Genomic DNA, 12,992 nt, shown 5'->3' on the forward strand with positions numbered 1-12,992 from the left:
CCTGCGCCGATTATGAAAACGGCGCGGGCTCGTAAAAGCACATTATTTTTCACCAAAGAACGATCAGCGTTCTTTTTCTTTTGAAACGTGCTGTTCAATGGCTTTGTCAATGAAGCCGTCTGATTCTTTGAGCAGTGCCTTCGCGTGTGTTTCGTCCGAACTCGTCTTCAGCATGACGATTGCCGTTTTGACATGGCTGCCTGCGGCCTCAAGCGTTTCTTTTGCCTTGTCGTACGGAACGCCCGTGATGCTTTGGATAATGCCGATTGCGCGTTCTTTCAATTTTTCGTTGCTGACATGAACGTCCACCATTAAATTTTCGTACACTTTGCCGATTTTGATCATCACGGCCGTGGAAATCATGTTCAGAATCATTTTATGTGCCGTCGCCGCTTTCATTCGTGTTGACCCTGTAATCACTTCGGGGCCGACGACGACTTCAATGCTGTGATCGGCATAAGTGCTGATCAATGAGTGTTTATTGCATGTGAGCGCGACAGTTTTGGCGCCGATTGTTTTTGCGTATTTCAGCGCACCGGCCGCATACGGCGTGCGCCCGCTTGCCGCGATGGCGATCACGGTGTCTTCTGAGGCAAGCCCGATCGTTTTGAGATCGAGAGCGCCGGTTTCCTCGCTGTCTTCTATACCTTCAGCCGCTTGCAAAAAGGCGTCTGCCCCTCCGGCCATCAGACCGATGACGGTGTCGGGACTTACGCTGTATGTAGGCGGGCATTCAACCGCATCCAGTACACCGAGTCTGCCGCTTGTGCCCGCTCCCGCATAAATCAGCCTGCCGTTTCGCCGTAAGGACTGATGGGCGAATTGAACGGCAATCTGAATATCGGGCAGCACCTGCTGAACGGCTTCAGCCACTTTGAAATCCTCTTCGTTAATGATGCGGAGAATTTCCATCGTGTCTGCTTGATGGATTGAAGCGGTCTGCGGATTTCTGGTTTCTGTGGTCAATCTGTGAATGTTAAGCCGGTCTGTCATGATTGTACCCTCCCAAGTCGTTAATACTTGAAGTATATGGGCTTCTGAATAGATGTTTCAAGAAAAATCGGCAGGGATGAGATGAATAATCAAGCGCTTTCACAAAAAATGATGCAGAATATGCTGTTCACCGATCGGGCCGATCCTGCGCCGCCCTTTATCAATAAAACCGGAAGACCGGTACAGGTTCTTTGCGCGATGATTGCGATGGTTTACAGCAAGCACGATTTCATCACACCAAGGAAAGTAATTTGCGACAAAAGCGGGGAGCTGCAGCATCGCTTGTTTGGCATAACCTTTTCCCTGATGCGGTGCATGTAAGGACAGCGCACTCAGCAAAATGGCAGACACATTGTTCGAATACGGGGCAATGGTTTCTTTTGAGGTATGTAAAATAAAAAAACCGACGGGGCGGTCTTCTTTTAAAATGACTGTCGGGTAGCGATCCCGGATGACAAGAGCCTGCGGCAGGACATCTATCGGCAGAGCTGTGAACTTTTTATCTTCTTCACTCAGCACAAACCCGTTAAGCCCGTCTGCATGCTCCGGTTTATAAAAGGACAGGGCTACATCCATGATATCTACTCTCCTTTTTTATAATTGATCCAATTCATCTTCTGATAGAACACGGCAGCCTGCCCGTTTTAAAAGAGCGGAAGTGATGCCGTCTCCGAGTATTTTTTTTCCTGAGAAAGTGCCGTCATAGATAAAGCTGCTGCCGCAGGACGGACTGTTTTCTTTAAGGATGACCGTGGCGGCGCCTATTTCTTTTGCGTATGCTAACGTTTTTTCCGCGCCGTCCATATATAAAGCCGTAACGTCTTCGCCTGATGCTGTTACGATTTTTGCCGTTCCGTTCAGCACGTCTTCGCCCGTGCCGCCGATGATTTCCGCCGGTTCGCGGGGAGTGGTGAAGCCGCCCAAAAGTTCGGGGCAGACCATAACAGCTTTCTTTTCTTCTACGAGTCTGCGGATTTTTTCCGAAGCGGCGTGAGAGCCGTTATACCTGCATTCGATACCGCCGAGACAAGAGCTGACTAAGATCATCTGTGTCCATTCCCTTCAATATTTTGATACTTTCATCATAAATGAAATAAGAGAGGAGGGATGAGTTTTTCAGTTAAAAAACGGGTAAAAAAGTTTGAAAATAAAAAAAATAATTTTTCTCTTTACAAATGGGGTACAACCTGTATATAATAACTTTTGTCAGCTCGACGCGGACACAACGGCCCGTTGGTCAAGCGGTTAAGACACCGCCCTTTCACGGCGGTAACACGGGTTCGAATCCCGTACGGGTCATATGGAGGATTAGCTCAGCTGGGAGAGCATCTGCCTTACAAGCAGAGGGTCGGCGGTTCGAGCCCGTCATCCTCCACCATATTTGCCGGCCTAGCTCAATTGGTAGAGCAACTGACTTGTAATCAGTAGGTTGGGGGTTCAAGTCCTCTGGCCGGCACTGTTTTTCAAAAAAATACGGAGGGGTAGCGAAGTGGCTAAACGCGGCGGACTGTAAATCCGCTCCCTCAGGGTTCGGCAGTTCGAATCTGCCCCCCTCCACCATTTTTGGGCTATAGCCAAGCGGTAAGGCAACGGACTTTGACTCCGTCATGCGTTGGTTCGAATCCAGCTAGCCCAGTATCAGACACCTTTTGCATAAAGGTGTCTTTTTTTATCAGCATTTTGTTTCGATTTCTGATTGTTCATCAGATATACTATTTTTAAGCTGCTGTTAAGGCAGTATATTCTGTATTTTCCATCTACACCCTGCCTGAAATTTGGTAAAATAAATGTAATAAAAAAATGAAACCTTTTAAAACAATCAACGTATAGATACAGACCGGTGAAGGGCAGAGGTAAGATAAAACATGGAAAACCTGATTAAAAAAAGAATCAAGCAAGTCAAAAAAGGCGATCAAAATGCGTTTGCAGAAATCGTTGACCTTTATAAAGATAAGATTTACCAGCTTTGCTACCGCATGCTCGGCAATGTTCACGAAGCGGAAGATATTGCGCAGGAAGCTTTTATCAGAGCGTATGTCAATATCGACAGTTTCGATATCAACAGAAAGTTTTCAACGTGGCTTTACAGAATTGCGACCAACCTGACCATTGACCGCATCCGCAAGAAAAAGCCTGATTACTATCTGGACGCAGAAGTAGCGGGAGCAGAAGGGCTGACGATGTATTCGCAGATCGCCGCGGACGGGGTTCTCCCTGAAGACGCCGTATTGTCATTGGAGCTGTCGGACACAATTCAGAAAAAGATTTTAAAGCTGCCTGACAAGTACAGAACGGTTATTGTATTAAAGTATATTGACGAACTCTCTTTAATTGAAATCGGGGAGATTCTGAATATCCCTGTCGGCACCGTCAAGACAAGGATACACAGAGGCAGAGAGGCTCTTAGAAAACAATTGAGGGATCTTTAAGTGGGGTGATGAAATGAGCTGTCCTGAACAGATCGTGCAGCTTATGCATAAGCATCTTGATGGAGATATCCTTCCTGAAGATGAAAACGTATTAAAACAACATTTGCAGTCATGCGGGAATTGCAAACGGCATTTTCATGAAATGGAGAAATCCGTAGCACTCGTCCGAAGCACATCGCATGTCACGGCCCCTGCTGATTTTACTGCCAAAGTTATGGCGAATCTTCCAAAAGAGAAAAAACGCGCTTCTGTAAAACGATGGATCAAAACTCATCCGATGATTGCAGCCGCAGCGGTTTTTGTGATTTTAATGGGCGGCGGTTTTTTCAACAGCTGGCATAATGACCACAATTTCAGTGTGTCCAAACAGCCGAACCTTGTCGTGCAGAATCACACGGTCACCGTCCCTGAAGGCGAGACCGTAAAAGGCGATGTCACAGTAAAAAACGGCAAGCTGTTCATTGAAGGAAAAGTCGACGGCAATGTGACCGTCGTCAACGGAGAAAAATACATGGCCTCAGCCGGACAAGTCACCGGGCAGATTGAAGAGATTAACCAATTGTTTGACTGGGTCTGGTACGAACTGAAATCGGCGGGCCAGGGCGTCGTGAGCGCTTTGGACCCGAATGAAGATGAGTAAAGCGTATAATCGCTTTACTCTTTTTTTTGTGCATCGCCGCGCTGGCTCATTTCACTTGAGAAATCAAAATGTGGTATAATGAGCACGCTATATGATGTACATATTGCTCATGCAGCACAATTCATAACAGAAAAACGAAATGACTGAATTCTTGGAGGACGAGGAAATGGCTTTTGAGGACATCCCATTTTTGCAATACCTCGGCAATGCCGTTGATATTCTCCTTGTTTGGTATGTGATATATAAATTAATCATGGTCATACGCGGGACGAAGGCGGTTCAGCTTTTAAAAGGAATCGTCGTCATCGTATTGGTCCGGATGGCCAGTTCATATTTGGGACTCAGCACGCTTCAGTGGCTGATGGACCAAGCGATAACATGGGGATTTTTAGCGATCATCATTATATTCCAGCCTGAGCTGAGACGGGCGCTTGAACAGCTCGGACGGGGCCGGTTCTTTTCCAGGAGCGGAACCCCCGTGGAGGAAGCGCAGCATAAGACAATTGAAGCGATTACAAAATCGATCAGCTACATGGCGAAACGCCGCATCGGCGCACTCATCGCGATTGAGCGCGATACGGGAATGGGCGATTATATTGAGACGGGCATCCCGCTTAATGCGCAGGTCAGCTCGGAGCTTTTGATTAATATCTTCATCCCGAATACACCGCTGCATGATGGAGCGGTCATTATGAAAAATAACGAGATTGCGGCGGCTGCCTGTTATCTGCCGCTTTCTGAAAGCCCGTTTATTTCAAAGGAGCTGGGGACGCGTCACAGAGCGGCTGTCGGCATCAGTGAAGTGACGGACAGCTTAACCATTATTGTATCTGAAGAGACGGGCGCCATCAGTGTGGCCAAAAACGGAGACCTTCACAGAGAATTGACGGAAGAAGCACTGAAAGAAATGCTTGAAGCCGAGTTTAAGAAGAACGCCAGAGATACTTCTTCTAACCGCTGGTACTGGAGGGGCAAGAAAAATGGATAAATTCTTAAACAACCGCTGGGCTGTAAAGATCATTGCATTGCTCTTTGCGCTGCTGCTTTACGTTGCGGTTAACAACAACCAGGCGCCGACTCCGAAAAAGCCGGGTGAATCCTTTTTTCCGACATCAACGACTGACGAGGCTACGCTTACTGATATTCCTGTAAAAGCGTACTATGATGAAGCGAACTATGTCGTCACCGGCGTGCCCCAGACCGTAAATGTCACGATTAAAGGCTCGACAAGCGCGGTGAAAAAGGCGAGACAGACGAAGAATTTTGAGATATACGCCGATATGAATAAGCTGAAGACCGGGACTCATAAGGTCGAATTGAAGGCGAAAAATGTATCGGACGGACTGACGATCTCCATTAACCCGTCAGTCACGACGGTTACGATTCAGGAAAAAACGGCTGAGAGTTTTCCCGTGGAAGTTGAATACTACAATAAAAGCAAAATGAAAAAGGGATACACCCCTCAGCAGCCGATTATCAGCCCGAAAAACGTGCAGATTACAGGTTCGAAAAATGTGATTGATAACATTTCACTTGTCAAAGCATCCGTGAACCTTGAAAATGCAAATGAGACCATTGAAAAGGAAGTGAAGGTGACCGTCTATGACAAAGACGGCAACGCACTTCCTGTTGATGTTGAACCGTCAGTCATTAAAGTGACAGTTCCCGTAGCCAGTCCGAGCAAAAAGCTTCCTTTCAAAATCGAAAGGAAGGGAAGTCTTCCGGACGGGGTGAGCGTTGCGAGCATTGACTCGAATCCGAGTGAGGTGACGGTTTACGGCCCGCAGGATGTGCTGGATTCACTTGAATTTATTGACGGCGTATCTCTTGATTTAGGCAAAATTGATAAAGATACCGATATCAATGCCGATATCCCGCTTCCTAAGGGTGTCACCAAGGTATCACCGGAAAAAATCACGCTTCATGTTAAAGTGGACAGTGAAGACAAAAAGGATTTTGACAATGTCGGAATCAAGACGGTCGGACTGGGAGGCTCACAGCAGATTGAGTTTCTCGATCCTGAATCGCAGGCGATAAATATTACGGCCAAAGGCTCTCCCGCCAACATTAAGGCGCTGAAAAAGTCGGACATTGAACTGTATGCCAATGTCTCGGACTTGGATGACGGAGAGCACTCTGTAAAGCTTGAAGTAAACGGCCCGCAAAACGTCACATGGTCCCTGTCAAAAGACACGGTTAAGATCAAGCTGACTTCTAAGAAAAACACAAGTTCAAATAAAAATAACGGCGGTTCCGCTGATTCCGGCAATAAGAACGGCACAAGCGGAGACGCAGACAAAGACAAGAACAAGAACCGGGAAGACGACACTGACAGCGATCAGAATAAAAGTCAAAACCAGGATCAAAATCAAGACCAGGATGAAGACGGATCAAGCGCTGATTCTTCTTCAACAGAATGAAAAAGGAGCGATACAAAATGGGCAAGTATTTTGGAACAGATGGTGTAAGAGGTGTTGCCAACAGCGAGCTTACGCCAGAGCTGGCCTTTAAAGTTGGGCGTTTTGGCGGTTATGTCCTGACCAAAGATAAGCAGCGCCCGAAAGTGCTGATCGGCCGTGATACACGTATCTCCGGACATATGCTGGAGGGAGCCCTTGTCGCCGGACTTTTATCGATCGGAGCTGAAGTGATGCGCCTCGGCGTTATTTCTACGCCGGGGGTATCTTATTTAACGAAAGCCATGGATGCTGAGGCGGGCGTCATGATCTCCGCTTCTCACAACCCCGTACAGGATAACGGAATTAAATTTTTCGGAGGGGACGGCTTTAAGCTTTCTGATGAGCAGGAGGCCGAGATTGAACGTCTCATGGATGAACCGGAAGATAAGCTGCCGAGACCGACAGGCGCGGACCTCGGGCTTGTGAACGATTATTTTGAAGGCGTTCAAAAGTATCTGCAATTTTTAAAGCAGACGGCGGACGAAGATTTCACAGGCATTCATGTAGCGCTTGACTGCGCCCATGGTGCGACATCTTCCATTGCGACGCACCTTTTTGCCGATCTCGATGCTGACGTATCTACAATGGGGACGTCTCCGAACGGATTAAACATTAATGATGGCGTCGGTTCTACACACCCGGAAGCGCTGAGTGCTTTCGTCAAAGAAAAAAACGCCGATATCGGCCTTGCGTTTGACGGAGACGGCGACCGCCTCATTGCCGTTGATGAAAAAGGAAACATCGTCGACGGTGATCAAATCATGTACATATGCGCGAAGTATTTGAAATCAGAGGGCCGTCTGAAGGATGATACCGTCGTATCGACCGTGATGAGCAACCTCGGTTTCTACAAAGCGCTTGAAAAAGAAGAAATCAAAAGCGTTCAAACGGCAGTCGGCGACCGCTATGTCGTAGAAGCGATGAAAAAAGACGGCTATAATGTCGGCGGCGAGCAGTCAGGGCACCTTATTTTCCTTGATTACAACACTACCGGCGACGGTCTCTTGTCCGCGATCATGCTTGTGAATACGCTGAAGGCGTCCGGCAAAACCCTTTCAGAACTTGCGGATGAAATGAAAAAATTCCCGCAGCTCTTAGTGAATGTGAAAGTGACGGATAAATATAAGGTAGAAGAAAACGCTAAAGTGAAGGCCGTTATTTCTGAAGTGGAAAAAGAAATGAACGGAGACGGCCGGATTTTAGTGCGCCCGTCAGGCACCGAACCGCTCGTCCGCGTGATGGCCGAAGCGAGAACAAAAGAGCTTTGTGACGAATATGTCACAAAAATCGTGGATGTCGTGCGGACAGAAATGGGAGCGGAGTAGCGAAGTTTATAAGCAGAGAGCGAACAAGACAAGTGCGATCAGCATAATATGGTAGTAAACATGATGCCGGGGCGGCAAAAAATAATTGACCGTCCTTGGCACATGCTGTAAAATCAAGCTTGTTCAGCCTTTGTTTTTCACTTGCAGGAAAGGCGGGATTGTTTGCATCTTTTATAATTACAGCGCCCGAACTAAGCGCCCGAAAAACGGCTTAGTTGACGAGGATGGAGGTTATCGAATTTTCGGCGGATGCCTCCCGGCTGATTCATTTAGATCACAGCCGTAAGGATTTCTTCAAACCGGAGGGGCGACTCTCCGAACAAAGGGAAATCACATGATCTTCCAAAAAAACATGTGGGAGGGGACGATTGAAAGTCCCCTTGTAATTTGACTTTCTTCGTCTCCTTTTGCACCTTTAGGAGGAAGAAAATATGTGTGGAATTGTAGGTTACATCGGTCAGCTTGATGCGAAAGAGATTTTGTTAAAAGGATTAGAGAAGCTTGAGTACCGCGGCTATGACTCTGCCGGTATCGCTGTGGCGAATGAGCAGGGCGTGCATGTGTACAAAGAAAAAGGCCGCATCGCCGACCTTCGTGAAGTGGTGGATCACACGGTTGAATCTCAAGCGGGAATCGGCCATACACGCTGGGCGACTCACGGCGAACCAAGCTTCCTGAACGCTCACCCGCATCAAAGCGCACTCGGCCGCTTTACACTTGTTCACAACGGTGTGATCGAGAACTATGTTCAGCTGAAGCGCGAATATCTTGAAAACGTTGAACTGAAAAGCGACACGGACACTGAAGTAGTCGTTCAAATGATCGAGCAATTTGTGGCGGGAGGACTTAGTACAGAAGAAGCGTTCCGCAAAACACTGACTCTGTTAAAAGGCTCTTACGCAATTGCATTATTTGACGGTGAAAACACAGACACCATTTACGTTGCAAAAAACAAAAGCCCTCTGTTAATCGGCCTTGGAGATACGTTTAACGTCGTGGCATCTGACGCGATGGCTATGCTTCAAGTAACGAATGAATACGTTGAGCTTTTGGACAAAGAAATGGTGATCGTGACAAAAGACGAAGCCGTGATTAAAAACCTTGACGGTGAAGTCATGACACGTGCGTCTTATATCGCTGAGCTTGACGCCAGTGATATCGAAAAAGGCACATACCCTCACTACATGTTAAAAGAAACGGATGAGCAGCCGCTTGTCATGCGCAAAATCATCCAAACGTATCAGGACGAAAACGGCAGACTGGCCGTGGCCGGCGATGTCGCTGACGCCGTGGCGGAAGCGGACCGCATTTATATCGTGGCTTGCGGAACGAGCTACCATGCCGGTCTTGTCGGGAAACAATATATTGAAATGTGGGCAAACGTACCGGTTGAAGTGCATGTAGCGAGTGAATTCTCTTACAACATGCCGCTTCTGTCTAAGAAGCCGCTCTTTATCTTCCTTTCTCAAAGCGGAGAAACAGCGGACAGCCGCGCCGTGCTTGTTCAAGTCAAAGCGTTGGGTCACAAAGCGCTGACGATTACAAACGTTCCGGGATCAACGCTTTCCCGTGAAGCGGATTACACATTGCTTCTGCACGCAGGCCCTGAGATCGCGGTTGCATCAACAAAAGCGTATACGGCTCAGATTGCCGTCCTCGCGATCCTTGCATCCGTTGCAGCAGAACGCAACGGCGTTGATATCGGTTTTGATTTGGTCAAAGAATTAGGTATCGCGGCAAACGCCATGGAAGCCCTCTGCGACCAGAAGGACGAAATGGAAATGATTGCGCGTGAGTACCTGACTGTTTCAAGAAACGCTTTCTTCATCGGCCGCGGCCTTGACTACTTCGTATGTGTCGAAGGCGCCCTGAAGCTGAAAGAGATTTCTTACATCCAGGCGGAAGGCTTTGCCGGCGGCGAGCTGAAGCACGGAACAATCGCTCTGATTGAAGAAGGAACACCGGTCTTTGCGCTTGCGACACAAGAACACGTCAACCTGAGCATCCGCGGAAATGTGAAGGAAGTCGCAGCCCGCGGCGCCAACACTTGTATCATCTCGCTGAAAGGCTTAGAAGACGCAGACGACAGATTCATCCTGCCGGAAGTCAACCCTGCGCTTGCTCCGTTGGTATCTGTTGTGCCATTGCAGCTGATCGCTTACTACGCTGCACTGCACCGCGGCTGTGACGTTGATAAACCGCGCAACCTTGCGAAGAGTGTGACTGTGGAATAATATATTTAACCCCTTTGGTTATTAGCCAGAGGGGTTTTTTAATGCGGAAATGAGAAATACATACTCATTGCAATTTGTAAAGAAATCCCCTTTTATATATTGAAAAGGATTAACACCTGCTTTATAATACGAGTTGCATTCCTGTTAACATCCATAAATGTAATCATTAGTAAATCGTTTTTGTGCATGCCTCATCAGAAAGTAATCACCTCCAGCAATTTTCATCATGAATATTCCATTATATAAACGTACTCAATCCATTGCAATTTCACATTATGCTTAAGACCTTAAAATCCCTGTTGTATTTGCCGACTCCTGCCTCTTTATGAATACCTCGACTAGATATAAAAATCATAATATTTTTGCAATAATCCGGTTCAATTCTTAAAAAAGTCCTGACAACAATGATAGGAGTGGAATGATGTCAAACCTTTTAGAAATCAGAAACATCAGCAAATCTTTTGGCCATAAAGCTGTTTTAAAGGATGTTACATTCAATGTGCCTGCCGGATCAATTGTCGGTTTTATCGGTGATAACGGCGCAGGCAAATCAACAACATTTAAAACGATATTAGGGTTAATCTCTCAGGATAGAGGTAAAGTGAAAATCTTTGGTAAAGAGAATCTGGATAAACATATAAAGTTCAAAGAAGATATTGGGGTCGTATTTGATGCGATGAATCTGCCCGCGCATCTTACGATAAAACAGCTGAATCATGTATTTAAAAAACTATTCGGTGCTTGGGACCAAGACAATTTTTATCGGTTGGTTCAATCTTTCTCTTTACCTATGGACAAAAAAGTAAATACATTCTCGCGCGGCATGTCAATGAAGTTATCAGTAGCTGTTGCTTTGTCGCATAATGCAAAATTATTACTCCTGGATGAAGCAACGGGAGGGCTTGATCCCTCTTCAAGAGATGCTCTGTTAAATGAATTAAAAAGCTTTGTGAGTAAAAGCAACGGCGGTATTTTACTTTCATCGCACATTATGACTGATGTCGAGAAGATAGCCAGCCATATCATTATGATGAAAGATGGCGAAATTTTATTAAATGAAGAGAAAGACAAGGTTCTTGAAAGCTATACTGTTATAGACGTTGATGAAGGCCAATTGGCTGAGCTTGACGAAGATATCGTTCTAGCAAAAAGGAATCATGGATCTTATTGGAGTGTGCTTGTATCGGATCAACAGAAATTGCCGAATGGCGTAACGGCCAACACCATTTCCATAGAAGAAATCAGCGTCTTTTTAACGAGGAGTGAAAACATTGAGAGGTCTGTTACTGACTAACTATTACTTGGTTTATCGAAGTTTCTTTGCATACACGGGGTTGGCCATATTGGTATCAGCAGTCATTTTTTATTTTGGGGATGCTTCAATGCATCGTTTTGTTGCTATGCTGATTATTTTGTTTGTCGTTATGCCCGCACTTGAGATTATAAAGTATGAGAGCAAGTCTGGCTATGACAGGTATGTCCTGACTTTACCGGTCAGCAGAACAAATATTGTTCAAAGTCACTATGTCTTTTATCTTTTGATTGTTGTGATCGGAGCTGTAATATCTTATGGTATTTTCCTTGTATACAGCTTGGGTTCTGATGAACCAATTGACGGCATATTAAATATTGTCTCTTTTGGAACGTTCATCGTTCTCTTTGCCGGTGCAATCGTTTATCCTCTTCTCTACATGATAGGCCCGGAAAAATCCGATGCTATCGTGATTGGAGGTGCAATGGGGGGACTTTTTGCTACCTTTGGATTGCAAAGTGTCGTTGGGTATGCAGCAGAACAAGTACCGCTGTCATTTTTGCACATAAATCCTTCTTTATATGTCCCGATTATATATCTCATGATCGGCGTTATCTTATATATCATTTCATTTTTCATTGCTGCGGCTATCTATCATAAAAAAGAATTTACAACAGGATAAGGCAAGGAACGGGCTCATAAATTCACTTAAACTTCAAGCAGACAGCCGCCCGCCCAATGGGCGGCTGTTCTTCTAATTAAAACTGCGTTGTCACATCGTACTCATAATCAATCTTCAATTTCACATTTTTCATAGTCGATTTTGCTGTTGCGAGTGTGTTGTATTTAAAATTCCAGATGCTTGAGACTGAGAGGTTATCATCCAGTGTGATATCGTAATTTCCTTGAGTGGAGCTGTTTGCGAGTGCGCGGTGCCACACTTTATTTTCTTCAGACATTATGCAGTGTCTTGTGTTTCCTTGGCTTGGTGTTTGAGTCGCGGCGGTACTGATTCTTTTCACTATGGCGTCTTTTGGAATGCTTGTTTGTTTGGTTAAGTCGAGCCTGAGAACAGTTGAATCTGATCCATTCGAACTGAGGCTTGTATTTCCTTTATTTTCAGCCGTGCCGCTGAATGAGAAGGTCTCGCTTCCGGTTTTGATTCGATCGTAAATGGAGAGTGTAAAGTATATATCGTCAGTGTATGAGCCGCGGGACACTTTCACGTAGAACGTCTCGTTGTTTTCTTTCGCATCTGTAATGGCATAGATAAAAGGAAGCGGCGTATCAGGGTTTATCACTTCTGTGCCTTTACTGATCAGCACTTTATTTTTATTATAAATTTCAATGCTCATTCCCTTGTATTCACTTCTTGTTGAGCTCCTGACATAGAGTCTTTCTCCCTTATTTGCCGTGAAAGTGAAGTACGATTCTTTTTCCCCTTCCGGCAATATGGCAGTATCAATATTTTTATATTTCCAGTAGCCTACTGGATTGGCAGTTTCAAATGAGTGATTTCCTGTAATAGCGCTTATTTGTGATGAGTTCTTTTGAGACGCAGAGGCTGAGGCTGAAGCTGAAGGTGCAATCAATACGCCTGATAATACGATTGCACTGACAAATAGCATAGATACATACTTTTTCATGGAAAAATCCCCCT

12 protein-coding genes and 5 tRNA genes are annotated in these 12,992 nt (G+C 45.8%); 13 read left to right on the forward strand and 4 right to left on the reverse strand.

Annotated elements, in window-relative coordinates; all coding sequences use genetic code 11:
* Positions 1-63 precede the first annotated feature (63 nt).
* From murQ to J6600_RS01085, 3 genes are all read right to left on the reverse strand, one after another.
* On the reverse strand, positions 64-993 hold the full coding sequence (gene murQ, locus J6600_RS01075) for an N-acetylmuramic acid 6-phosphate etherase (RefSeq protein WP_209387831.1): 930 nt from the start codon (positions 991-993) through the stop codon (positions 64-66).
* A gap of 99 nt (positions 994-1,092) precedes the next feature.
* Positions 1,093-1,569 (reverse strand): GNAT family N-acetyltransferase, encoded by a 477-nt coding sequence (locus tag J6600_RS01080; protein WP_007408015.1) that lies wholly within the window; start codon positions 1,567-1,569, stop codon positions 1,093-1,095.
* 18 nt (positions 1,570-1,587) lie between these two features.
* Complete coding sequence (locus J6600_RS01085; RefSeq protein WP_014416775.1) at positions 1,588-2,040, reverse strand: 2-thiouracil desulfurase family protein; 453 nt, start codon at positions 2,038-2,040, stop codon at positions 1,588-1,590.
* Between the two features lie 180 nt (positions 2,041-2,220).
* On the opposite strand from J6600_RS01085, the gene J6600_RS01090 reads away from it, so the two are divergent.
* The 13 genes from J6600_RS01090 (at position 2,221) to J6600_RS01150 (ending at position 12,014) form a co-directional block, all read left to right on the forward strand.
* A tRNA-Glu gene (locus tag J6600_RS01090) sits at positions 2,221-2,292 on the forward strand.
* 3 nt (positions 2,293-2,295) lie between these two features.
* Positions 2,296-2,371: transfer RNA gene (locus J6600_RS01095), tRNA-Val, on the forward strand.
* A 5-nt stretch (positions 2,372-2,376) separates the two neighbouring features.
* Positions 2,377-2,449: transfer RNA gene (locus tag J6600_RS01100), tRNA-Thr, on the forward strand.
* Positions 2,450-2,468: 19 nt separating this feature from the next.
* A tRNA-Tyr gene (locus J6600_RS01105) sits at positions 2,469-2,553 on the forward strand.
* Between the two features lie 4 nt (positions 2,554-2,557).
* A tRNA-Gln gene (locus J6600_RS01110) sits at positions 2,558-2,629 on the forward strand.
* 229 nt (positions 2,630-2,858) lie between these two features.
* Positions 2,859-3,422 (forward strand): RNA polymerase sigma factor SigW, encoded by a 564-nt coding sequence (sigW, locus tag J6600_RS01115; protein ID WP_003156766.1) that lies wholly within the window; start codon positions 2,859-2,861, stop codon positions 3,420-3,422.
* 13 nt (positions 3,423-3,435) lie between these two features.
* On the forward strand, positions 3,436-4,062 hold the full coding sequence (gene rsiW, locus J6600_RS01120; RefSeq protein ID WP_003156765.1) for an anti-sigma-W factor RsiW: 627 nt from the start codon (positions 3,436-3,438) through the stop codon (positions 4,060-4,062).
* 166 nt (positions 4,063-4,228) lie between these two features.
* A complete protein-coding gene (cdaA, locus tag J6600_RS01125; protein WP_003156763.1) occupies positions 4,229-5,050 on the forward strand; it encodes a diadenylate cyclase CdaA in 822 nt (273 codons plus the stop codon).
* Complete coding sequence (locus J6600_RS01130) at positions 5,043-6,482, forward strand: CdaA regulatory protein CdaR (protein ID WP_021495334.1); 1,440 nt, start codon at positions 5,043-5,045, stop codon at positions 6,480-6,482. Before cdaA ends, J6600_RS01130 begins: the two co-directional genes overlap by 8 nt.
* Positions 6,483-6,499: 17 nt before the next feature.
* The gene (glmM, locus tag J6600_RS01135) at positions 6,500-7,846 is read left to right on the forward strand and encodes a phosphoglucosamine mutase (protein ID WP_007408011.1); all 1,347 of its coding nucleotides are present in this window, start codon (positions 6,500-6,502) and stop codon (positions 7,844-7,846) included.
* Positions 7,847-8,277: 431 nt separating this feature from the next.
* Positions 8,278-10,080, forward strand: a complete 1,803-nt coding sequence (gene glmS, locus J6600_RS01140; RefSeq protein ID WP_003156758.1) for a glutamine--fructose-6-phosphate transaminase (isomerizing) — start codon at positions 8,278-8,280, stop codon at positions 10,078-10,080.
* A 421-nt stretch (positions 10,081-10,501) separates the two neighbouring features.
* On the forward strand, positions 10,502-11,374 hold the full coding sequence (locus J6600_RS01145; RefSeq protein WP_159353720.1) for an ABC transporter ATP-binding protein: 873 nt from the start codon (positions 10,502-10,504) through the stop codon (positions 11,372-11,374).
* Positions 11,352-12,014 (forward strand): ABC-2 transporter permease, encoded by a 663-nt coding sequence (locus tag J6600_RS01150; protein ID WP_159353721.1) that lies wholly within the window; start codon positions 11,352-11,354, stop codon positions 12,012-12,014. The genes J6600_RS01145 and J6600_RS01150 overlap by 23 nt, the downstream gene beginning before the upstream one ends.
* 76 nt (positions 12,015-12,090) lie before the next feature.
* Here J6600_RS01150 and J6600_RS01155 read toward each other — a convergent pair whose 3' ends face one another.
* A complete protein-coding gene (locus J6600_RS01155; protein ID WP_209387832.1) occupies positions 12,091-12,978 on the reverse strand; it encodes a hypothetical protein in 888 nt (295 codons plus the stop codon).
* Positions 12,979-12,992: the final 14 nt, after the last annotated feature.

The sequence above is a fragment of the Bacillus sp. LJBV19 genome, from assembly GCF_017797845.1.
GTDB classification, from domain to species: Bacteria; Bacillota; Bacilli; order Bacillales; family Bacillaceae; genus Bacillus; species Bacillus velezensis.